The organism is Tichowtungia aerotolerans (assembly GCF_009905215.1).
Lineage (GTDB): Bacteria > Verrucomicrobiota > Kiritimatiellia > Kiritimatiellales > Tichowtungiaceae > Tichowtungia > Tichowtungia aerotolerans.
This window is the reverse complement of sequence record NZ_CP047593.1, coordinates 255,869-278,545: the sequence shown is the minus strand read 5'-3', so window position 1 is coordinate 278,545 and position 22,677 is coordinate 255,869. Positions and strand designations below refer to the sequence as shown.

At 50.1% G+C, this 22,677-nt stretch carries 21 protein-coding genes and 3 pseudogenes; 9 read left to right on the top strand and 15 right to left on the bottom strand.

The annotated features are described in order from the left end of the window. Positions 1-15 precede the first annotated feature (15 nt). On the bottom strand, positions 16-1,344 hold the full coding sequence (locus GT409_RS01085) for an MFS transporter (protein WP_160626136.1): 1,329 nt from the start codon (positions 1,342-1,344) through the stop codon (positions 16-18). A gap of 180 nt (positions 1,345-1,524) precedes the next feature. On the opposite strand from GT409_RS01085, the gene GT409_RS01080 reads away from it, so the two are divergent. The 3 genes from GT409_RS01080 to GT409_RS01070 all read left to right on the top strand — a co-directional run bounded on the left by GT409_RS01080 (position 1,525) and on the right by GT409_RS01070 (position 6,257). Beyond that, positions 1,525-3,420 (top strand): amidophosphoribosyltransferase, encoded by a 1,896-nt coding sequence (locus tag GT409_RS01080; protein ID WP_160626135.1) that lies wholly within the window; start codon positions 1,525-1,527, stop codon positions 3,418-3,420. A gap of 98 nt (positions 3,421-3,518) precedes the next feature. Then, on the top strand, positions 3,519-5,429 hold the full coding sequence (gene glgB, locus GT409_RS01075; RefSeq protein WP_160626134.1) for a 1,4-alpha-glucan branching protein GlgB: 1,911 nt from the start codon (positions 3,519-3,521) through the stop codon (positions 5,427-5,429). Positions 5,430-5,468: 39 nt separating this feature from the next. After that, positions 5,469-6,257, top strand: a complete 789-nt coding sequence (locus tag GT409_RS01070) for a hypothetical protein (protein WP_160626133.1) — start codon at positions 5,469-5,471, stop codon at positions 6,255-6,257. 88 nt (positions 6,258-6,345) lie between these two features. Here GT409_RS01070 and GT409_RS01065 read toward each other — a convergent pair whose 3' ends face one another. From GT409_RS01065 to rpoN, 6 genes are all read right to left on the bottom strand, one after another. Next, complete coding sequence (locus tag GT409_RS01065) at positions 6,346-6,915, bottom strand: LemA family protein (RefSeq protein WP_160626132.1); 570 nt, start codon at positions 6,913-6,915, stop codon at positions 6,346-6,348. Beyond that, the gene (locus tag GT409_RS01060) at positions 6,915-7,637 is read right to left on the bottom strand and encodes a nucleotidyltransferase domain-containing protein (protein ID WP_160626131.1); all 723 of its coding nucleotides are present in this window, start codon (positions 7,635-7,637) and stop codon (positions 6,915-6,917) included. The genes GT409_RS01065 and GT409_RS01060 overlap by 1 nt, the downstream gene beginning before the upstream one ends. Before the next feature lie 32 nt (positions 7,638-7,669). Continuing rightward, complete coding sequence (locus tag GT409_RS01055; RefSeq protein ID WP_160626130.1) at positions 7,670-8,416, bottom strand: TPM domain-containing protein; 747 nt, start codon at positions 8,414-8,416, stop codon at positions 7,670-7,672. A 40-nt stretch (positions 8,417-8,456) separates the two neighbouring features. Further along, the gene (locus GT409_RS15830) at positions 8,457-8,810 is read right to left on the bottom strand and encodes a hypothetical protein (RefSeq protein ID WP_233231584.1); all 354 of its coding nucleotides are present in this window, start codon (positions 8,808-8,810) and stop codon (positions 8,457-8,459) included. 357 nt (positions 8,811-9,167) lie between these two features. Next, entirely contained in the window at positions 9,168-9,785 is a 618-nt protein-coding gene (locus tag GT409_RS01045) for a 3'-5' exonuclease (protein WP_160626129.1), read from the bottom strand. 3 nt (positions 9,786-9,788) lie between these two features. Next, positions 9,789-11,201, bottom strand: a complete 1,413-nt coding sequence (gene rpoN / locus GT409_RS01040; protein ID WP_269844961.1) for an RNA polymerase factor sigma-54 — start codon at positions 11,199-11,201, stop codon at positions 9,789-9,791. Positions 11,202-11,283: 82 nt separating this feature from the next. On the opposite strand from rpoN, the gene GT409_RS01035 reads away from it, so the two are divergent. The 4 genes from GT409_RS01035 to GT409_RS01020 all read left to right on the top strand — a co-directional run bounded on the left by GT409_RS01035 (position 11,284) and on the right by GT409_RS01020 (position 14,809). Continuing rightward, positions 11,284-12,078 carry an MBL fold metallo-hydrolase gene (locus tag GT409_RS01035; protein ID WP_160626127.1) on the top strand — a complete coding sequence of 265 codons (795 nt, stop codon included), beginning with the start codon at positions 11,284-11,286 and terminating at the stop codon, positions 12,076-12,078. Beyond that, entirely contained in the window at positions 12,071-13,219 is a 1,149-nt protein-coding gene (gene lpxK / locus GT409_RS01030) for a tetraacyldisaccharide 4'-kinase (RefSeq protein WP_160626126.1), read from the top strand. The genes GT409_RS01035 and lpxK overlap by 8 nt, the downstream gene beginning before the upstream one ends. 90 nt (positions 13,220-13,309) lie before the next feature. After that, a complete protein-coding gene (locus GT409_RS01025) occupies positions 13,310-13,957 on the top strand; it encodes a hypothetical protein (protein WP_160626125.1) in 648 nt (215 codons plus the stop codon). 231 nt (positions 13,958-14,188) lie between these two features. Further along, positions 14,189-14,809 (top strand): YrbL family protein, encoded by a 621-nt coding sequence (locus GT409_RS01020; protein ID WP_160626124.1) that lies wholly within the window; start codon positions 14,189-14,191, stop codon positions 14,807-14,809. Positions 14,810-14,846: 37 nt separating this feature from the next. Here GT409_RS01020 and GT409_RS01015 read toward each other — a convergent pair whose 3' ends face one another. After that, positions 14,847-15,791 (bottom strand): capsular polysaccharide synthesis protein, encoded by a 945-nt coding sequence (locus GT409_RS01015; RefSeq protein WP_160626123.1) that lies wholly within the window; start codon positions 15,789-15,791, stop codon positions 14,847-14,849. A gap of 274 nt (positions 15,792-16,065) precedes the next feature. On the opposite strand from GT409_RS01015, the gene GT409_RS01010 reads away from it, so the two are divergent. Continuing rightward, on the top strand, positions 16,066-16,761 hold the full coding sequence (locus GT409_RS01010) for a DUF1796 family putative cysteine peptidase (RefSeq protein WP_160626122.1): 696 nt from the start codon (positions 16,066-16,068) through the stop codon (positions 16,759-16,761). A 22-nt stretch (positions 16,762-16,783) separates the two neighbouring features. On the opposite strand, the gene GT409_RS01005 is transcribed toward GT409_RS01010, so the two are convergent. The 6 genes and pseudogenes from GT409_RS01005 to GT409_RS16080 form a co-directional block, all read right to left on the bottom strand. Further along, complete coding sequence (locus GT409_RS01005; protein ID WP_160626121.1) at positions 16,784-17,761, bottom strand: alpha-1,2-fucosyltransferase; 978 nt, start codon at positions 17,759-17,761, stop codon at positions 16,784-16,786. Positions 17,762-17,772: 11 nt separating this feature from the next. After that, positions 17,773-18,357, bottom strand: coding sequence for an acyltransferase (locus GT409_RS01000; RefSeq protein WP_160626120.1), 585 nt, complete (start codon positions 18,355-18,357; stop codon positions 17,773-17,775). A 17-nt stretch (positions 18,358-18,374) separates the two neighbouring features. Then, on the bottom strand, positions 18,375-19,472 hold the full coding sequence (locus tag GT409_RS00995) for a DegT/DnrJ/EryC1/StrS family aminotransferase (protein WP_160626119.1): 1,098 nt from the start codon (positions 19,470-19,472) through the stop codon (positions 18,375-18,377). Continuing rightward, positions 19,469-19,852 (bottom strand): annotated as a pseudogene (locus GT409_RS15980) (sugar 3,4-ketoisomerase); the annotation flags it as partial. The pseudogene GT409_RS15980 and the gene GT409_RS00995, both read right to left, overlap by 4 nt. 90 nt (positions 19,853-19,942) lie before the next feature. Beyond that, positions 19,943-20,086, bottom strand: a pseudogene (locus GT409_RS15975) (DapH/DapD/GlmU-related protein); the annotation flags it as partial. Between the two features lie 171 nt (positions 20,087-20,257). Beyond that, positions 20,258-20,335: pseudogene (locus tag GT409_RS16080) on the bottom strand (N-acetyltransferase); the annotation flags it as partial. A gap of 230 nt (positions 20,336-20,565) precedes the next feature. Between GT409_RS16080 and GT409_RS00985 the strand changes: the two are divergent. Further along, positions 20,566-21,516 (top strand): glycosyltransferase, encoded by a 951-nt coding sequence (locus tag GT409_RS00985; RefSeq protein WP_160626117.1) that lies wholly within the window; start codon positions 20,566-20,568, stop codon positions 21,514-21,516. 17 nt (positions 21,517-21,533) lie between these two features. Here the strand turns inward: GT409_RS00985 and GT409_RS00980 are convergent, their stop codons facing one another. Further along, positions 21,534-22,670 carry a glycosyltransferase gene (locus GT409_RS00980; RefSeq protein WP_160626116.1) on the bottom strand — a complete coding sequence of 379 codons (1,137 nt, stop codon included), beginning with the start codon at positions 22,668-22,670 and terminating at the stop codon, positions 21,534-21,536. Positions 22,671-22,677: the final 7 nt, after the last annotated feature.

Genomic DNA, 22,677 nt, shown 5'->3' with positions numbered 1-22,677 from the left:
ACCTTCTTTTCCGTGCTATGAAGGTTCGCTGACGTCGGGCAGATGTTTGATGTAAAAGACGGATAAGATGGACAGGGCGCCCAGCACCAGAACCGTCGCGGCCGGGCCCAGCCAGTCTCCGATCAAGCCGATCAGGCCGCCGAAAAGCATCAGTACGCCGATGACGGTGTTGGAGATGGCGACATAGGCGGCGCGGTTGTCTCCGGTTGCCATATCCACCAGATACACTTTGCGTCCGAGGCGCACGCCGCCGTGCATGACGTTGAGAATCAGGAAAATAACAGCCATGCCGTATGCGTTGATAGCCCATTGCCAATGATTCATTACGGCAATGAATGTGAAGATGCCGAGCAGTCCGGAGCCGGTCGCGGCAATCGCCATGACCTGCTTGCTGGATCGGTCGCCCATGTAGCCCCAGAACGGAGCGGAGAGGCTGGCGGCCAGTCCGTTGGCGATGATGAGTGATCCAAGACCAAGCAGTCCGCCTTCGGTTTGCGACTGCGCGATTAAAACATAAAACGGCGGTGCGAGAGCGACGGATAAAAGCAGCCCGCGGGCAGTGACGAAACGGCGGAACGGTGCGTCGGTTTTTAGGAGTTTCAGCTGCTGCATTGCAACTTTCAGAGCATTGCCTCCGCCTTCAGTTGCACCCGGCTGTTCAGTGATGGCGGAAAAAATCAGGCTGGCAATAATCCACAGGATGCCGCTGGTGATAAGCAGGCCGAAGAAGACGTGCGGTCCGGCAGTCTCTAAATCAACGGTTCCCAGCCACAGCCCGATCAGCAGGACGGCAATGCCGGAGAGACCGGAACTCCATCCCATCAGTGCACCGCGCCGGCTTTTGGAAACAGTTTTGCCGAGAACATCTTTGGCGGAAACTGAGCAGAGCCCGCGCGACAGGCTGAAGAGAATCAGCATCAGCAGAATGGCTCCACCCGCGGAGGCGCCTTTCGCACTCAGTGCCGCGGCGGCCATTCCGAACAGGCTGATGGCCGACAACAGCGCTCCGACAATCCACACCTTTTTCCGAATCGCCATTTTCCGGACCGCGGCGGCGACGAGCAGCTGAGGAAGCAGAACGCCGCCTTCACGGATGGGAACCAGAAATCCGGTGAAGATGGCCGGAACGCCGAGCATGCCGAACAGCCACGGAATAATCAGTTTGGCGCTGGCGATCTCGTCGGCCACTTTCCCGAGGAGGTTGGATCCGAGATAAGCAAAAAAGTTGTGTGGCTGGTCTTTGCAGGCGGATTCCGGAATATCTTTACATACGCGGGTGTCTTCCTCGCCGGTCACACGGTTGTATAAGGTTTCAATGAATGCGTCCCGTTTGTCGTTTTTCATTATTTGGCAACCTCTTTGCTGTTAAACAGATCGTATTCAAAAGCCGGATTGCTTCCAGAAAGATTTTTCAGTTTCAACGGCGACCCGACTTTTCCAAAGATTGGAAAAACCGGTTGACCGGAGGAGAGGGGGATGCAAGGATTCGGTTTTGTATCCGGAACCGACAGGAGTGTATGGGATATGAGTGACTGGATCGGCCATGAATGCGGCATTGCCGCAATCCGGCTTTTGAAGCCGTTTGAGTATTATATCGAAAAATACGGATCGCCGTATTTTGCAATTAATCGCCTCTACCTGCTGATGGAAAAGCAGCATAACCGGGGGCAGGACGGCTGCGGCGCAGCGGTCATTAAAACCGATGTGGAACCGGGCCGGCCGATTATTTTCCGTGCGCGTTCGGCAGATAAAAACCCGATTCAGCAGGTGCATCAGCACATGCTCGGATCGCTTGCGGAAGCTTTTGACGAAAACCCGGACGGAATCAATGATCCGGCGTGGATCAAAAAGCACGCCAAGTTTGCCGGGGAACTGCTGCTCGGCCATCTGCGCTACGGAACCCGCGGGCAGGGCGGGCTCAACTATTGCCATCCGTTTCTCCGCCAGAGCAACTGGCTCAGCCGCAATCTGGTACTGGCCGGGAACTTTAACCTGACCAACAACGATCAGCTTTTCGAAACGCTGGTGGAACTGGGACAGCATCCGCGCAGTGAAAAAGATACGGTGATGGTGCTGGAGAAAATCGGCCATTTTCTCGATGAAGAAAACGATCGGCTGTTCCGCCAGTTCCGCAAGGAAGGGATCTCCCGGATGGAGATCACGCAGAAAATCGCCGAAAATCTTGATTTGCTGAGCATTCTGAAACGTTCGGTCAAAAATTTTGATGGTGGTTACACAATGGCGGGCATGATCGGCAACGGCGATATGTTCGTGATGCGCGATGCCTGTGGAATTCGTCCCGGATTCTTCTATCGCGATGACGAGTTTGTCGTCGTAGCCTCCGAACGTCCGGCGATCCAGACAGCGTTTAATGTTCCGATTGATGCAGTGGAGGAAATCAAGCCCGGTCATGCACTGATTATCCGCAAAACCGGCGAAGTCCTGCATGAGCAGATTTCTGAAGTCAAGACCGTGGCTCCGTGTTCGTTTGAGCGTATTTATTTCTCGCGCGGAACCGATCGCGATATCTACAACGAGCGCAAGCAGCTCGGGCGCCAGCTGACCGAGCGCGTGCTCAAAGCGGTCGACTACGATTTGGACCACACGGTCTTTTCATACATTCCCAACACGGCTGATGCCGCGTTCTACGGACTGATTGAAGGAACCAAGACCTATGTGGCCGAGCGTGCCCAGCACCATATTCTGGCCAAGCGGGATCTTTCGCCGGAACGGATTGCCGAGTTGGTCAACTATCAGCCGCGCATGGAAAAAATCATGACCAAGGATGCGAAGCTTCGCACGTTCATTACCGCGGATGCGGATCGCACCGAGCTGGTTTCGATGGTGTACGACACCACCTATGGGATTGTTCGGCCTGAAGATACGTTGGTGGCGCTCGACGACTCCATTGTCCGCGGCACCACCCTGCGCGAAAGCATCCTGCGCATTCTGGACCGTCTGCGGCCCAGAAAAATCGTGATTGTTTCGTCCGCTCCGGAAATTCGTTATCCTGATTGCTACGGGATTGATATGTCCAAACTGAAGGACTTTGTGGCATTCCAGGCAGCGATTGCTTTGGTTAAAGAAACCGGCCGGGAAGCGCTTCTGACGGAAATTTACGAGAAATGTAAAGCCTCTATGGAGCTGCCGCGCGAAGAGGTTGTGAATGAAGTGAAGGTTTTGTTCAAGCTGTTTAAGCCGCGTGAAGTGGAAGCGAAAATTGCTGAGATTCTGCGCCCGCCGGACCTGAATGCAGAGTTTGAGGTGATCTACCAGAGCATTGAAGGTCTGCATGCTGCCTGCCCGAATCATAAAGGCGACTGGTACTTTACCGGTAACTATCCCACTCCGGGCGGAAACCGCGTGGCGAACCGTTCTTTCATCAATTTTATGGAAGACAACGACGCCCGGGCCTACTGATTTTTTCCAAACCCTGGAAAACCAGCCAATTGCCGACGCAATAGACTTTCAATGGTTGGAAAAAATCGGGTAAAAAGTTTCAACGTTTGGAAGCATCTATGGAAAAAAGACCTAAGCTCACCGATTTCGACCTGTTTCTGCATGGACAGGGAACTCACTACCGCGCCTACGAAAAACTCGGGGCGCATCCTCTGGAGGAAAACGGCGAGCACGGGGTCTATTTTTCGGTCTGGGCGCCGAACGCCGAGAACGTCAGCGTCATCGGCTCGTTTAACAACTGGGAGGCGTGGATTCATGAGATGAAGCGCATTGAAAACTCCGGTGTCTGGGAGCGTTTTATTCCCGGCGCTAAAGTGGGTGACCAGTATAAATTTGAGATCAAGGGTCCAAACGGCTTCTGGGCGCAGAAAGCCGATCCGTATGCGTTTGAAACAGAGCTGCGTCCGCGCACGGCATCCGTTGTCTGCGATCTGTCCGGCTATGAGTGGAATGACGGTGCGTGGCTGGAAAAACGGGCGCAGACCAATTGGCATAAGAGTCCGGTCAGCATTTATGAACTGCACCCGGGTTCATGGAAACGGATGCCGGAAGAAGGCAATCGCTGGCTCACCTATCGTGAGCTGGCTGATCAGCTGGTTCCGTATGTAAAAGAGATGGGGCACACGCACATTGAGCTGCTGCCGATCACAGAGCATCCCTATGACGGATCGTGGGGGTATCAGGCCACCGGTTATTACGCACCCACCTCCCGCTTCGGTTTTCCCGCCGATTTCCGGTATTTTGTCGATTGCTGCCATCAGGTTGGACTCGGCGTGATTCTCGACTGGGTTCCCGCCCATTTCCCGAAAGATGCCCACGGCCTCGGCTACTTCGACGGCACGCATCTGTATGAGCACTCCGATCCGCGTCAGGGCGAGCACATGGACTGGGGAACGCTGATTCCCAACTACGGCCGCCACGAGGTCAGCGGGTTTCTGCTTTCGTCCGCAGTATTCTGGGCGGAGGAATATCATCTGGACGGCCTGCGTGTTGATGCCGTTGCCAGCATGCTTTATCTCGACTACTCACGAAATGAAGGCCAGTGGATTCCCAATAGATATGGCGGGCGTGAAAACCTCGAAGCCATTGAGTTCCTGAAGCATTTTAACAGTCTTATCCATAGCCAGTATCCCGGCTTTCTGACGTTTGCGGAAGAATCCACCGCATTTCCTCAGGTGTCGCATCCGCTGGATCAGGGCGGGCTCGGCTTTGACTTTAAGTGGAACATGGGCTGGATGAACGATACACTCACCTATTTCAGCAAGGACCCAATCCACCGTAAATACCATCAGGGCGATCTGACCTTCTCGATGATCTATGCGTTCACCGAGAACTTTATTCTGCCGTTTTCGCACGATGAGGTGGTTCATGGAAAAGCTTCCATGCTCGACAAAATGCCCGGTGATATGTGGCAGAAGTTCGCCAACATGCGACTGCTTTACACCTACATGTTCACGCATCCCGGTAAAAAATTGCTCTTCATGGGCTGTGAAATCGGGCAGTGGAAAGAGTGGGACAGCGAAAACAGCCTCGACTGGAATCTGCTCGAGTACGAGCCGCATCAGAAGCTGCAGCGCCTCCTTAAGATCCTGAACCGGCTCTACATATCGGAGCCTGCGCTTTACGGTATTGAATCCTCCTGGGAAGGATTCGACTGGATCGACTTCCAGGATGCGGAAAGTTCGGTCGTCTCTTATCTGCGCAAAGGTGAGAACCCGGAGGATGTGATGGCCGTTGTGCTGAATCTGACGCCGACGCCGCGCCCCGGCTACCGGATCGGTCTTCCCGTTGCCGGGAACTGGGAACTGATCCTCAACACCGACTCCTACGAGTGCGGCGGCTCCGATGCCGGGCCGGAAGAAGGATCCGTGTATGACGCTCATCATCTTCCGTGGCACGGCAAGGAGTTTTCTCTTCAGTTCGATCTTCCGCCGCTCGGAGCGTTGGTGCTGAAGCTCAAAAATTCCTGATTTTTGTCGAGGGTTCAACTTTATGGACAAAGTCGGGAAATGATTCCAAATCCAGATGACAGAAAACTGACGCTGAAAGAGCTGTTTTATGCCAGTTGGAAGATCTATTGCCGCCGATTTGGGATTATTTTCGGTGTTTTGTTTTGTTGGCAGGTTTTGCTGATAGGCGTTGATAGTACATTTACAGGGAACTTGTTCGGGGAGCTAAACCATCATTGGTTTGTTTGGGAGTTCAGGGCATCAAGTCTGTTTGGATTTCTCGGGATGCTTTTTGTGATTTTTCTTACAGCACAGTCGGTAAGGACGGAGCAGGTTCAGTTAAAAAAGGTTTTTCAGTGTGTTGGAAATATTTGCCTGTCAGCTTTTGTTATTCGTTTGATGTTTTTAGCGGGAGGAATAATTTCCAGCGGGCTGGTCAAATTTCTAGCATTCGTTGAATGCCCTGAAATTGGTGTGTTGATTTTTCGTTTCGCGGTACTTGTGATCGAAACCGTTTTAGGGGTCTATTTTATATTTGTTTATCAGGCTTTGATTCTGAAGCAGAAGCGCGCCTTTTCGGTATTCATTTGCAGCTTCCAAGTGGTTAGAGGATCCTGGTGGAAGTTGTTTGGCATCCAGTTGCTGTTTAAAGCTCCCGTGGGCCTTCCCTTGACGATCCTGATGGTTGTGGCTGTTGGGAGGGAAATGGCCGTTGAGTGGTTCGGTTCTCCCTGGATGCTTTATTTGTTTCATCCATTGATGGCGGTGCTTTATGCGTTTTTTACTGTTTTCTACACGCTGTATTTTTTGAATGTAGTTCAGCATGATCGAGCTTGTTTGGCAGAATGAGGCAGTGCTCATGCTTCCATAGTCCGGAAAAACAAAGCCGGATTTTCCAATCCTTGGAAAACCCGGCTTTTTCGTCTGTGCGATGGACTCAGAATGAAACAGCGGGGACGGTATTGACTGCTTCCGGTGAGGCTTCAAACGGGGTGCGTTTGTCGAAGCCGAACATATTGGCGATAATCACGCCCGGAAACTTGCGGATGGCGGTGTTGTAGCTGCGGACGCTGTCGTTGTAGCGGCGGCGTTCAACGGAGATCCGGTTTTCGGTTCCGGCCAGTTCTTCCTGGAGGGCGAGGAAGTTCTGGTTGGATTTCAGCTCCGGATAGTTTTCCGCCACCAGCATCAGGCGGCCGAGAGCGCCCTGCATCTGGTTGGCGACTTCAACCTTTTCGTTCGGGGTGCCGGCTGCTGCCCACTGGCTGCGCAGTTCGGTGACTTTGGTGAAAACCTCTTTTTCCTGTGCGGCAAAGCCTTTAACGGTATTGACCAGGTTCGGGATCAGGTCGAAGCGGCGCTGAAGAACGGTTTCCACATTGGCCCACTGAGCATCCACCCCTTCCTGAAGGCCGACGAACCGGTTGTAGTTTCCTTTGACCATCATCAGCGGGATGACCACTAGAATCAGGACGATAATTCCAACGATAAGCAGTGTTTTTTTCATTATGCATTCTCCTTCTGGATGTGTGCGTCAACGGCGTCAATGACGCACTCGACGGTTTTTAAATAATTGTTAAACAGCTCAGGCACATCGACATCTTTTGCCTTTCTTGATCCTTCTTTGAGCGCCTGTACGGTCTGGAAAACGGATGCATCAAAGGTCAGGTGCCCTGCCAGTTTTTCCAATGCCTGGAACTTTTTCTGCGGCACGGTTTCTTCGAAGAGTCGAAGCGCGGCGCGGAAGAGTACGAGGAAGGTTGAGAGTGATCCAGTCATCAGCTCAGCGACTGCTTTGGTTTTGCCCTGTGTCAGCAGATAGCTTTGACGAAGGCGGATCAGTGCGCCGCGCAGCTCGTGTTCGATCTGCAGGCGCAGGTTTTCTGTGCTGATTTCCAATCCCTGGACGGCATCGCTTCCGAAAAGTACTTTGTGGCATTCGGTGATGTCGAGCAGCTCGATCGGGAAGACGTCGGTTGCTTTTGTCAGCCGGTCTTCGGTGAAGAGCAGGGGCGCCGGGTTCCCGGCCTGAGCCCAGGCGGACGCAGGTTTTGCCAGTGCATTGAGGGTGTCAATGCCGAGCTCGTCGACAACGACGAGGACGTTGTAGTCCGATTTCTTTCCGGCGTGATCGCCCGCAGCAGCTGAACCGTATAGAATCACCGATTTCAGTTTTGTTCCGCAGGCCTTTTCCAGTTCCTGAGTCAGTTTTTCAGGTTTCATTTCCATTACTCCGATACTCCTTTACTCCAAAATTTGATTTACCATCCGCCGCTGGAGCCGCCGCCGCCGGACATGCCTCCGCCAAATCCGCCGCCTCCACCGAAGCCGCCTCCACCGCCCGAGCGGTAACCGCCGCCCCGGCCGCCGCTGAGCAGCATCATGGCCAGAAACGGATGGCGAATTGCGAACGGGATAAAGAAAATCAGGAAGATAATCATGAACAGCGGATTGCCGCGTCGATTGGAGGTTCGCTGATATTGAACCGGCGCGGCCCCGGTCAGTGATACACCGTATTCGGCGGCGACTCGCTGCGACAGCGCGGCCATTCCCCGCAGGATGCCGGCTCCCGGGTTGCCCGCTTTGAAGTGCGGAGTGATAATCTCTGTGCGGATGCGTCCCGCGGTTGCATCGGGAATGGCGCCTTCGAGGCCGTAACCGACTTCAATGCGCATTTTGCGGTCCTGCATGGCCGCCAGAAACATCAGGCCGTTGTCTTTGCCTTTTTGCCCGACACCCCAGCGTTCAAACAGCCGATTGGTGAAGTCATCAATTTCTCCGCCATCGAGTGACGGCAGGGTGACAACCGTCAGCTCCGCACCGGTTTTCTGCCGGACTTCGGTCAGCATGGATAGAAGCTGTCGTTCTTCAGATGCCGAAATGATATTGGCATAGTCATTCACCAGCCCGCGAGGCTGCAGAGAATTCAGCAGTTGGTCGGATGCATTGGCAGACAGAGCAGCCGCCGCAAAAGTCAGAACGGTAAAAATTAATTTGAGTTTTTTCATAAGAAAAAAGAATGCTACGTGTAACTCGGCCGGATCGCAACTACCAACCGCCACTGGATCCTCCGCCTCCGGAACAGCCGCCTCCAAACCCTCCGCCGCCGCTGCCGCCTGTGCCGAACCCTCCACAGGATCCATAGCCGCCGTAAGAGTGTCCTCCGGATTTGACTCGGCCGTTTCTTTTTGGAATTCCTGAGCAGAACAGAATTGCCGGGATGCCGATCAGAATCAGCAGTCCGGTTATTTTAACCATAATTTCAGAATGATCATCCTGAGAGGAAGTTTCGCAGGTCGGAGCCGGCATAAAAGAAGATGATTCATTTTCGGATGCATTGGCCGGCAGGGATACCGTCAGCAGGCCGATCATGATCAGAATAATTTTTAGAGTCTTTGCCATGCCAAAAATGTTGTGAGCAATCTGTTCTGTAACAGATGGGCTCAGAATACCTTTTTTGCTGAGTAGATCCATTACAGGTTTAACGCCTGTTTGTAATCGGCGCCGTGTGCGTTGATGATTTTGCGTGTATTTCCCATACATTCAAAATGATGCTTTGGTTTTTTATCAGGACTTTGCGAGTCAAATGGAGATCCGTATAAACCGTTCGACGCATATATCACTGGTTTAGTCATCCTGCGGCAGCCTGATTTACAGCGACAATCTTGCGTTCTAATTTGATGAGGCCACTCTCGTTAGTATGGCGGCATTTGTTCGTCCCTTCCCGTGAAGATAGAACGATGCCGTTATGTGTTGCGCCTAAAATGGCTCTTCGCAGGGTTGGAGGATGAGGCCGTGGCGGTCGAGGTGCAGGTAGATTTCGCGTCCGAGCCACGCGTCGGTGGCGGCATAGGTGATTTGCGAAGGGCTCAGTTCCCGCCGGGCCCAGTTGGAGACCTGCTCCTTTTTTGAGATGCGAAAGCCGAGCAGCAAAGCGCCCATGCCGCGCAGGCCGAGGTTTTTAATTCCGGCTTTTTTTGCGGAGTGAGCCAGTTCGATAAAGCTGGCCGGGGCAAATTCTGAGAGTTTTCTCAGTTCTTTAAGGTCGTCACGGATGGAGACGCCGGCTTTGACAATGCGTTCGTTTGACAGAATGGACCGGATTTCGGCGGTCAAACCGGTTTGTTGGAGCTGGAAGAGGTAGGCCTTTTCGGCCGTGGCCAGTTGCAGGAGAGAGGGTTGATAGCTTTCTCCTCGCCGAAAGGCCGGGCGGGTTTCGGTGTCGAAACCAAGCAGTGTTTCTTTTTGCAGTTCTTCTGCAGCCCGTTTTGTATCTTCTGCTGTGGAAATAAGGTCAATCGGTCCCTGGTATTGGCGCATCGGGAGGCCGTTGATTTCACTTTTGGTGATGTGGAGTTTTTTCAGAGGCGTTGTCATAAATCAGGTCTGGCGGCGCAGGCGCGCCGGGAGGATTTTGAGTTGTTCGCGATACTTGGCGACGGTGCGCCGGGCGATATGGATACCCTGTTCGGCGAGTGCGTCACCGATTTTCTGGTCGGACAGCGGTTTCTTTTTGTTTTCGTTGCGGACGATGTCGGCCAGAGCACTTTTGATGGCAGCGTTGGAGATGATGGTTCCGTCGGCCTGGGCTACACCGGTAGTGAAGAAATATTTAAATTCGAAAACGCCGCGCGGGGTGGACATATATTTTCCGTTGCAGGCTCGGCTGATGGTTGTTTCGTGCACCTCCAGAATCTCGGCCACCTGCTTCATGGTGAGCGGTTTGAGCCCGCTGATTCCTTTTTCGAGAAACTCTTCCTGAACATTGACGATTTCGCAGGCGATACGGTAGATGGTGTCCTGTCGCTGGTCGATACTGCGGATGAAAAATTTGCTTTTGGCGATTTTTTCGCGGATGTATTTGCGGGTTTCTGTCGCGGTGGTCTTGTCTTTGAGCAACTGCAGGTAGCGCGGGCTGATGAACAGTCTCGGATACGGGGACTTGTTCTGGATGACGATCCATTTCCCGTTCTGTTTCTCTACAGAGATTTCGGGAATGACGTATTCGGTCTGCTCCGCGGTGAAGTTGCGGCCGGGTTTGGGATCCAGTTTTGCAATAGAACGTGCCAGTTCGTTGATTTTTTCAAGAGGCAGACGCATGGCCGAGGCAATCTGCTCATACTGATGGGCGCCGAGTTTGTCGAGGTGGTTTTCCACCAACGAGGCCTCCTGCGAGTCGCTACGACCCTCATGGCGCAGCTGTATCAGCAGACATTCTTTGAGTGATCGGGCACCGACGCCGATCGGATCGAATCCCTGAATGATGGCAATGATCCGCTCAAAGAGTTCCTCCGGGAATTCCGGAGTGACACCGATGATCCCATCGAGGTCGAGCTGGAGGTAGCCGTCGTCGTCGATGGACCCAATCAGGACTTCGGCGATGCCGCGCTCGCGGTCGCTGAGCCCGGCCAGAGAAAGCTGTTCAAGCAGATGTTCCTGCAGGGAGGCCGAGCCGGAGATGGAGTCCATCATAAACTGATGGCGTTCCTCGTCGTTGCTGGAGCGTACTTCGCGGTTGTTGCGGAATTCCCGGTCCCACTCGGCAAGTTCGGTGAGTTCGCCGAGTTCGCGTTCTTCGCGGAGTTCTTCTCGGGCGGCTTCATCAAAGTCGACGCTTTCCTCGACTTCCGGCGCTTCCCGTTCCAAAGTGGGGTTCTGGTCCATTTCCGTCCGGACCATCAGCTGAAGGTCGAGGATCGGGGCCTGGAGAATTTTTAACGACTGCAGCATCTGCGGCGTGAGCGACTGCTCCATCCGCTGCTGCTGTACTAAACCTAAAGACTGTGCTGGCATTTCGATTTACAAATTAGTGTGACTATCTGACAATTACGACCTATGCATAACAGGAAACCTTTGAATGATCAATTGAACACTCATGAGCATTAAACTTTGTGTACTCGCGAGCGGAAGCAGCGGAAACAGCATATTTATCGGAACGGAGAGCACCCGGATCTTAATTGATGCGGGACTGTCGGCAAAGAAAGTCACGGAACGGCTGGCGGAAATCGGCGAAAACCCGGAGAATCTGGATGCGATCTGTGTGACCCATGAACACAGCGACCATATTGCCGGCATTCGGGTGCTTCAGCGGAAGCACGGAATTCCGGTGTATGCCAACGGCGGCACGCTCGATGGGATCCGGGCGGCACATAAAGGAACGCACGAGTTGATCTGCTGCCAGTTTACCACCGGTTCCTCTTTTGAAATCGGCGATTTGTGCCTGGAGCCGTTTTCGATTCCGCACGATGCGTATGAGCCGGTAGGGTTTGTGGTTCGCAACGGGGTCGGAAGCATCGGCGTTGCTACGGATATCGGCATTGCGACCAATTTGCTGCGGCAGAAGCTTCGCGCTTGTGATGTGGTGGTGATAGAAGCGAATCACGAAGAGTCGATGGTGCACGAGGCTCCGCGCCCATGGAGTTTGAAACAGCGGATTTTGAGCAATCAGGGGCATCTTTCCAACCGGGCGTCGGCTGAGCTGATTGCGCAGATTGCAGGAGAAAGGCTTAAACATCTTTTTCTTGCGCACTTGAGCTCAGACTGCAACAGTCCGTCTCTTGCGCGCCGGGTGTTTGAGACGGTTCTTGCTGAGGCTGGACACGATCATGTGACCGTGTGCCTGACCGGAGCGCATCAGATTAGCGAATTACTGGAATTGAAGGATGACTGAAAAACCCAACGAACGGCTGGAACAGCGGCTGTTAAAGGTGATTTCAAAGGAGGTGCGGGGAAAGCGCGTGTCCTGTCTGCGCGGGTTTCTGCGCGGATTGTCCTGCATTTTTTATGTTCTGGTGCAGTTGCGTCTGTGGCTGCATAAGCATCGGATCATTCGCGCGAAAACGCTTGGCTGTCAGGTCATTAGCGTGGGTAATGTGACGGTGGGTGGAACGGGAAAAACCCCGATTGTGGAGACGTTTTCCCGGTCTTTGCAGCAGAAGGGGCGTAAAGTCGCGATTCTCAGTCGGGGTTATAAAAGTCGCAAAACGCCGTTTTGGGATAAAGTGCTGAAAAAAAATGAGCGCCTGCCGCGTGTGGTGTCGGATGGGGAGCGCCTGCTGCTCAATTCGGAACTGGCGGGGGATGAGCCGTATATGCTGGCGTCCAATCTGCCCGAAGTTGCGGTTGTGGTGGATAAAGACCGGGTAAAAGCCGGTAAGTATGCGATTCGCAAACTGGGCTGTGATACTCTGGTGCTGGACGACGGGTTTCAGTATCTGAAGCTCCAGAACCGTTTGGATATTGTTCTGGTGGATTACACCAATCCGTTTGGATACGGCAATGTTCTGCCGCGCGGGCTGCTGCGCGAGCCGGCTCGCAATATTAAGCGCGCCGGGTTTATTTTCATTACGAAGTGTCCTCCGGAAGGCGCTCCGGAGCTGAAAGCAAAGCTTCGTGAGATGAATCCTCATGCGGAGATTTCTGAGTGTCGGCATACATCTAAATATCTGCAGAATGTGTACACCCGGGAGCAGCTTCCGCTTGAGGCGCTGAACGGTCGTAAAGTATCTGCTGTTTCCGGGATTGCTGTTCCGGAAAGTTTTGAAAACGGATTGCGCCGGCTGGGTGCGGAGATCGTACACAGCGCCCAGTATGCGGACCATCATCGCTACAGCCAGCAGGAGATTATTGAAACCATTAATCAGGCTGCTGAGTCCGGGGCGGAAATGATCCTGACGACGGAGAAGGATGCCGTGCGTTTTCCCCGCATTGAGCGGTGTGATCTGCCGGTGATCTATTTGCGTGTGGAAATTGAAATGCTTTCCGGTTCCGATGCCTTTAACGACTGGATTGATCGGATTTGTTTTAGGTAGAAATGGGCTGACCGGTAGTTGGAAGAAAATAATTTGTCGTTGTAATGCACACTTTGCAATTTGCTTGTTTGGTGAGGTCTGGGAAATAGAATGATTTCTATGAAAATGGATTATATCAGCCGTCCGACTTATCGGGCAGTGTTCGGTCTGATCGGGCGGATATTTGTGTATGCGGTTCTGCTCGGGGTGATTGCTGCTGGAATGCTGTGGGGAGCCGTTGAATACGGACCGGTGTTTTATGACGAAATCGGGCCGGTGGAAACACTGGAGACGGTTTTTGCCATGAGTACGGCGCTGGTTTTGCTGTGGGTCGGGCGGAGCAATGAGCGGTGTGCTCCATGCGCTGTCATGCTGTCTGGTTTTCTTTTTTGTGTTGCCGTGCGGGAATCTGATTATTTTCTCGATGTTTTGGTCTGCAGGCATGCGTGGAAGATGCTGGTACTGCTTCTCCTGGCGGTTTTTACGGTTTATTTGATTCGCAATATGCGCCGGGTCTTTGAGTCGGTTGCAGAGTTTATGCAGCAGCCCGCATTCGGGGTTTTTATGAGCGGACTTCTCGTTCTGATTGTTTTTTCCCGCTTGTTCGGATATGGCGGATTTTGGAAGGAACTGATCGAAGATGACCATTATCGTGTCATCAAGACGATTGTTGAAGAAGGCGTAGAGCTGATGGGCTATTTTCTGATACTTGTTTCTTCGTTGGAGTATCGGCATGCAGCATTGGATGAGGCGAGCTGACAGCTTCGCGCCTTCGGCAGGGAAGTGTCTTTCAAAAAGGCCGGGTGCCGGAGGGGGCCGATTTTCTGATTGTCCGCATGAGGATATCCTTCTTTTTTCGTGCAAATCTAATGATTTACGCTAACAATACCCCCTCCCTTTTTATGTGGAAAGGGATTCGAAACGGTGAAAATATCAGTCACAGAAGACGGTTGGTTCGACTTCTCACTTTAACGTTTATTCCTGCGTATCATGATAGTGCTGAATGATGGTTTGGTTTTTGCGCGCGGCGGTCGGCGCGTTTGCTATGTGCATCCGGATGATGCTTCTAAATGTATAAAGGTTCTGGGGCCGAACGGGGATCCGGTAAAACGCCGGGAAGCGACCCCCTGGTATAAGCGCTTGCGCCCACTCTCGATGTTTGATGACAATCTGCGCGAGCTCAAATCCTTTAAGGTGCTTGAGAAACATACGGATTCTGTTTGGAATCATTTTCCGCGCTGTTATGGCATTTCTGGAACCAACTGCGGGCCGGGAATTGTTACCGATTTAGTTCGAAACGCGGACGGCAGTGTGCCTTTGACAGTGCAGCAGTATGTGGCGGAAAATGGGAAAACCACCGAGCTGTTTGCGGCATTGGAGACATTTTTCTTTTTGCTCCGGAGCGAAGTTGTGATTACACGCGATATCTTGGATCATAACATCATTGTTCGCGACCAGGGGGCGGGGCTTGTGGTTGTTATGATTGACGGATTCGGTTCTTCGGAAGTGATTCCTCTCTCGAATTGGATAAAATGGTTCGGAATAAAGAAAGTTGAACGGAAAATTCAGCGGTTCAAAGAGCGCTATGGCTTTGATTCGATAAGCTCATGACTTTCTGCTGCTGTTCAGTCTGTACGCAACGCACTCCTCAGTTCAAATTGAGTTTGTTGATTCGGTTAAGCAGTTCTCCAGCCAGAGGATGTCGATGAAACAGCTTCTGGCAAAAAAAAGCGTTGTGATATTTGCGTAACCGAGAGTCGGAATAGCCCGTTTTGCTGTGAAGCAGCCGGTCGAACCGGTGCGGCTTGCGGTTGGAGTAAAACGGGATTTTTTCAAACTCATTCTGAAACAGGCTGTTTTTCCTGACAGCAACCGAGAATAGATAATGCATAATAAAGTAATCGATTTCGTCGTGCTCATCCTTCCAAAAAAGAGTCAGGCTTTCCTTGATCATTTCGATCAGAATGCTGTGAGGTTTTGAGACAATGAACCAATTTCCTATTATTCTGGAGTTCGGTTTGGTCTTCGGTCTTTTGAAAACAAAAAAATCGGCATCTAAGATATCTTCCGGGATGGGGCGGATGAGGTATACGGACGCATCAAGCCAAACACCTCCATATTCGGAGAGAAGGTATACCCTCAGCAGATCTGAGAAATGAGCTTTGCAGATGATTCCTTTTTCATATTTCTTGAGTATGAAGTCGGGAAACTCAACATACTCATGAATGTTTTTTTCGGACAAAACAATCCTCTTATAATCTCCACAGAATTTTTTGACTGTTTCAAAACACTTCTTGATGACCTCCGGCGCATTTTCTTCCCCCTGAAACCAACACTGCCAGATTATTTTCTCTCCCGCTGGGGGAGATTTGAAATGCTCAAAATGTTCATCCTTTTCAAGGCGTTCCAGATATTTCTCGGCGACAGTCGAGCAGCGCTTTTCGTGAACTGCGCTGTCGATCTTGCGCCGGATTTCTTCCGATTTCAGGGGAGAGATGGTGTTGAAAAACTGATACCATATCAGTCTGGCCTCATAGAATTTCATCCTGTAAAGCAGATTGTATCCAAATTTTATTAAAGAATCAAAACTCATCGATCACCTTTGTCGCGAAATTCAAGCTAGTGCTTTTACGTCATGTCCCATGACGGATCGTAACGTCAAGATGTATTAACATCGGGCTTGTAAGATAGCACGCATGTTTAAAGGAATAACAGGTGTTTTGAGACGGGAGTAGTTCATTCTAATAGCCGGTGAAGGCCGTGGCGGTCCGGTTTTTTACATGCCTTGGGTTTTATGGGAGGCAGGGCTTGTCGGGGCAAAACAACTACGGATAAGATAAGAGGCTGACTTAAGAGGGCTGTTTGAGATGGGAAATAAAAGTAGAATCATTCCGATCGGCGGATTTTGCAGTGTTGCAAAAGAACTGGAGCGACGTGGGCTGCGTGACGGATCGTTACCGTTTGACTGGGTTATGACGGATTTGGACAGTGTGAGCCGATTGCTTGAAAGACAGTTTGACAGGCTTTTTTGTCCGGATGCATTACGTCGGAAAGAGGGGATGCCGCATGTTGTGGCACATAAAAACTATTATTTTGATTTTTACCATGATTTCCCAGAACATGTTTCAATTGAACAGGTTCTTCCTGTTGTTCGGGCCAAATATGAGCGAAGAATCCAGCGTATTTACGAGTGGTTAGGGGAAGCTGACCGAATCCTTTTTATACATTATGTGCTAACAGACGCTGATCGGCTCAAGGAGGAGATCGATCGTTTCTTCCGCGTCGTAACCAAACTCTCCAACGCTAAGGTAGACTTGTTGGTTGTTGCTGTCCGTGACGAAAGGATAGATCCGTGTATTTGTAAGTTGGATCGCGTGACTGTAATACAGGTTGATTCAGATCCTGGGCAAAATGTTTGCCGCAAATTTATACAGAAGAATAAATCTGTCCAGAACTGGGTAGGTGAATATGTTCAGAACTTTTACTCCCGTAGAAGGCAATTAAAAAACAGGTATCTCTATTTTCAGAAAAAAATACGTAAAAAGAAGTCGTGGCATCATTAATATTTGGACTGTGTTTTGCTGGCTAGCCACCCAGTGGGTTATATGTCTCAGTCGAAAATACAGTCCAGCCTGGCACCCGGTGCGCATGCTCGGAGTTGATGAGAGCTTTTTTGTTTCCGGATGTGTATGTGTCGGGCATCCATTTGTCGGGGACGATCACTATTTTATCCGGGTTTTTGTTGAGCAATCCCCCCCAATAGCCAAAGCTGGAGTTTGATGAGATTTGATGATCGCATTCTGCGATCAGCCTTAAGTCAAAGTAGCCGTGATCATTGTCGTTGATTTCTACCGTTGTATACGAAACGGCTTGTGGCATCCGCTCCAGAATGTGTTCTTTGGTCCACTCCATTCCATTAGAAAAGACAAATAAATGTATGTCGCAGGGGGCAAATCTTTCGCGGATGTGTTGGATTGCTGCCAAGTAGTAGTCCGCCGTTAAAATACAAAGTCCGGAGTTAATGAAGTCTCCGCGCCGGACATGAACGGCCACAGATATTTTTTTGCTTTTAATTTGGTCGAGAGCTCTTCGATTGACCGTGTTTAGCTGGATTTTTTCGACATCCAGTTCCTTGAGGGCTGTGTCTTTTATCGCCTCAAAATATTTCCAGTTGGCAAAGTATCCGTCCCAGTAGGCATGCGGTTCGCCTAGATTTTCGTTAAATACGAACGGAGCAGCGTTGCGTTTGTAAAAGAAACGCTTGAAGAAATGGATCTTTTGTTCTGTGGCTATAGGAAATTTTAGATCTGGTAATACTTGCGTGAGCTGAAATTTGCGAGTGAATTTTCCGTCACAGTCCAGGCCATTTTTTTGGAACCAGGTTAGGTCGTATAGAACCTGAATTCCGTATGTGCATTCGATGTAGCGTCCAATCAGATATTTCAAAAGAACAGAGCAAAAACCGCCATCGACCATAATGATTGCTGTCGGTGTGGTTTCTTTTGATAGTCTTAGCCGTAGCTTTCCGATCTGCTTTTTTGCAATGAGTAAGGCGTGGTGCATGAGTGGTTTCTTTAAATGGTTCGAATGATTTTGGCAGGGATTCCTGCCGCCAATGAACGATCCGGGATCGACTTGGTGACGATGGAGCCTGCCGCTATTACGCAGTGGTCGCCGATATCTACACCTTTTAGGATAATAACTCGGCTTCCAATCCATACATTCATGCCAATTTTTATAGGGAGGGTTTCTCCGGCAGAGTTGTTGCGTGTTTCTGGAGAGATTTCGTGGAAGTCTGTGTCGTATATGGAAACCTGGTCGCCTATGTTACAGTTTGTACCAATTGATATTTTTGAGCAGGAAATCAGTGCAATATTGTTGCTGAGAGCAGTTCCTTTTCCGATGATGATTTCGCTTTCGGGCGTTCTGGCCTGAATAAGAATTTCACCGCGGCCTGTTTTGGGGGCGAGGTGATAACCAAGGCGAACTTGATTTTCGATCTTAGTGCGGCCTTTTCCGTTCACTTTCAGGGGAACTTGAAGTCGGCACTCTTTTCCCATTAGGAATTGTCCATCGTGTAGCCATGCTGTGAGGCATGCGCACAGATGATATTTCGACCATTTCAGTTTGGCCGATTTGTCGGCCAGTTTCTGAATCATTTTTTTGATGACGTTCATTAGAAGTTATTGATTATGTTTGCAATAAATACAGCTTCTTTGAGTGTGTGGGCAGGGCTAATCGGCAGGCTGACACATTCTTTATGGATTCGTTCTGTTTCGGGGTAGCTGCGATCGTTCCATTCTGAATAGGCGGGTTGCTTGTGAGGAGGGATTGGGTAATGAATGGCTGTCTGGATTCCGTTTGCTTTTAAGTGCTGGATAAAGCTTTCTCTGTCTTTGGTCATTACGACAAATAAATGCCAGTTTGGTGTCCCGTGTTCGGCAATTATAGGCAGTGAGACTTTTGGGTTTTGTATTTTTTTAAGGTAGGTGTCTGCAATCAGTTTTCGTTTTGCATTGTCTTGGTCAAGGTAGGGCAGCTTAACACGAAGAATGGCTGCTTGAAGTTCGTCCAGTCTATTGTTTAGGCCCTTTAGTTGGTTGTGGTATTTAACCTCAGATCCATAGTTTCTAAGAAGCGAAATGGTTGTTGCCAATTCTTGATCATCGGTTGTGACTGCTCCGCCTTCTCCGATTGCCCCGAGATTTTTTCCGGGATAGAAGCTGTGCGCGGCTGCGTTTGAGAGTCCGCCAGCTTTTTTTCCTTTATAGGTTGCGCCCTGAGACTGGGCTGAGTCTTCCATGACTAGCAAGTCGTGTTTTTTTGCAATTTCGTTAATCGCATCCATGTCGGCGCACTGTCCGTAAAGGTGCACGGCCATAATAACTTTGGTTTTCGGGGTGATCAGTTTTTCAATTTCGGAGGGGTTAATGTTGCAGTATATGTCTGGTTCTGCGAGAACGGGGTCCAGTCCCGCCTTCGATATTGCTAAAATAGATGCAATGTAGGTGTTTGCGGGGACAATTACCTGGTCCTCGGCCTTTACCTTGCCCATTTCTTTCCAGGCTTCGAGAACGAGTACGAGCGCATCCAGTCCACTACTGATGCCAATACAATGCTTAGTTCCGCAGTACGAGGCATAATCTTTTTCGAATGCACTCACTTCTTTTCCCAGAACGTACCATCCTGATCTAAGGACGCGTTTGACTGCTTCCTCAATTTTTTCAAAGTAAGGCTGGTTAACCGCTTTATAATCTAGAAAGGGAATTGTCATGAGTTTTCCTGCTTCCACTTGAGAAAGGCATCATAGTTCCGTATATAGTCACTGGGGTCGTATGTGTGCGATGCCAGTACTAATAAGACGGCGTCTGCAGAGTATTTGTATTGAATGCCCCATACGCCCGGCTTGATATAGAGGCCCATATTTGGTGAGGAGAGTGTGTATTCCATGCGTGATGTTCCATCATCGAGGATGACATTCAGCGTCCCATGTGTTGCAATCAGGAATTGATGGCAATCTTTGTGGGCGTGCTCTCCGCGAACTTTTCCTGTGGGTACGCCATGCACCAGAAATATTCGTTTAGGCTCAAAAGGAAGGTGCTTCGGAAATTCTCCAGCGATGAGGTCTCCCCGGATATCACTGGCTGTAGTTAATTGGAATAGAACTGAATCATTGTCAAAATCATGAGGGGAGACGGCAGGTTGTTCGCTTTCATTCAGTTGTGTGTTTGTATATCCGGTGATTTTGGATGGATTTCCCTTAACAATTGCATAGGGGGGGACATCTTTTGTAACAACAGCACCAGCTCCAATCATAGCATTTGTGCCAATGCTTATGCCGGGAAGAATTGTGGCATTTGCTCCAATAGAAGCTCCTTTTTTGACTATGGTTGCGGGGAATGAGCTCAGATGCTGTTTAGATTTAGGGTATTTGTCATTCGTGAATGCGACATTCGGGCCAACAAAGGCATCATCTTCAATCGTAATGCCGTCCCAAAGATGAACGCCACACTTGATTGTGACGCGGTTCCCAATAATGACGTCATTTTCAATAAAGCAGTGGGAGCAAATGTTGCAGTTGTCTCCAATAACCGCGCCAGGCAAGACAACGCAATATTGCCAGATGTTTGTGTGCATTCCCACGTTATTGCTTTGTATGTCTGAGAGTTTGTGTTGCATTATCGATTCCCATTTGTATGTTTTCCTCTTCAGGTAAGGAAGGTTCGGTGACATTGCGTGTGGGAGATGATTTTTAAGCTTTCCGATCGGGGGATACAATATCATTTTATAGGTGAATGTTTTTCTTTAAAACTAAAAGATTGTATATATTCAAAGTAAGTGTGGGTAAGGTAATCGAGAGATGTTCAATGGACAATTTTAATATAGAGCGACCGTTGGTTTCATTTGTTGTGCTTGCTTACAATCAAGAGCGATTTGTGAAGGAGGCGGTTGAGGCTGCATTGGCGCAGACGTATCAGCCGCTGGAGATTATTCTTTCTGATGATTGCTCTGCCGATAAGACATTTGCGATGATGTGCGACGTGGTCGAGGGGTATAAAGGTCCTCATAAAATTATTTTAAACAGAAACCAAAAGAATTTGGGACTCGGCGCGCATGTGGACCGTGTGGCGGCCATGGCGAAGGGTGATTATCTGGTTTTGGCCGGCGGGGATGATGTTTCAGTTCCGGAGCGCGTGAATAGATCCATGGAGATCATTTTCAGAAATGGCGAGCTGGGCGGAGTCTTTGGGATGTATCATGAATTTTCCGGCACATTCCAGGATTCAGGAAACTGGAAGCCACGAACATTTAAAGAAGATCATGTAGTGGCAGGAGGGCCGAATCAATGGATTCGGCGTTCAAAGAAAGGGCGATTTGTTGTCGGGCCTGGTTGCACTGCGATGTGGAATAAGAAACTGTTTACTGATTTTCCGCCGATTCCTGAAGGAGTAATGGTTGAAGATATCATTTTGGGCTATCGCGCGCTTATCAGCGGAATGGGGGTGGGGGCTGTATCCAGTGGAATGGTGTATTATCGGGTACATGGATCGAATATTTGCGCTGGGGTTGACCGGCCAATCTTTGCCCAGCGATCGCTGTTTGCAAAAGCGGTGCTGGTCCGGGATGTGCTGTACTTGAAAAAGAAATCACCCGAACTTTATTCTGAGCACGATTGGAACAGGATTTTATTCACAGCGAAAACAATGCTCTATCGGGCTGTTGTTCTGAGCCGAACGGAGCATTTGGGGAAATTTATAACGCGTCTTTTGCTGTTATTGGGGTTGAAGTCTGCGGTATCGGAAGATGCGCCTAAATAGTAGACCGGTTGTTGTTTTCAGAAATCCGTGCGGAATGCGCGAGTGGTATCAGAAATCAGCTGATCCCACTGAGCTATGATTTTTTCAGGAGCAAACTTTTTCATATCTTCGGCAGCTTGTGCTCCCAGTTTTTTGCGCAGTTCTTTATCGCTCATAAGCAGTTCCAGTTTCTCTGAAAATTCATCGGCGTCGCTGACCAGATAGCCGTTTTCGCCATCACGGATCAGCTCGTTAACCGACGGCGTATAGTTAAATCCGATGCTGGGCAGCCCCATGGCCATTCCGTCAGCCAGACCGAGCCCGAACCCTTCATGCAGGCTTGGGAAGGCATTGATGTCTGCATTGCGGTATTCGTTTTCGATATTCTGGCTGTAGCCTTTAATGAATACATTTTTTTCCAGACCGTATTTTGTGATTAGGTCGAGTAGTTCCTGTTTGTAGGAACCGTATTTTTCGAGCCCCCAAAACTCTACGGTCCAGTCTGGAAACTTGTCGGCTACTTTTGCAAAAGCTTCGATCATAAGGTGCTGACGTTTGCCTTTCTTTGCGATTCGCCCTACGTAAATGATTTTATTTTTCGGCTGATCAAGCTGGGCCCTTTTTTTGGGTGGAATTTGGACAACTGCATTGCCGATAGTGACAATTTTTTTGACGTCATAGTAAGGCGAAATGGTGCTCTCAAAGCTTTTATTGAGCACTTGCAGCACATCGGCTTCTTCGATCAGTTCTTTGTATATGCGCTGCCGTAATTTGGATTTCTTTTTGAGGCGGTCGAACACAACCGGCGGGTAGTTGTGATTCATCATGATGACCGGCACGCTATGCTTCTGCAGAAAGCAGACGTTAAACAGATCGACCAGAAAATAGCAGATGATCACGTCCGGTCTTTCGGCCTGAATGAGTTTTTGGAACCGGAAGGACGGAATGGTCAGGTGTTTGCGCAGCTGGATATAAAAATTCTTAAGCGCGTTGTCTGTTCGGGCACTCAGGTTTGTGAACGTCACATTTTCATCAAGAACAACGCCCTGTCCGGGTTTCCGGTAGCTGTCGCAGACGACATGAACTTCGTGGCCGATGCTGGATAAACTGTTGACGAACTGGGCCAGAAACTTTGTGTTCAGTACGTTTCTGTCTTTTACTACCATTACTTTCATGTTGTTT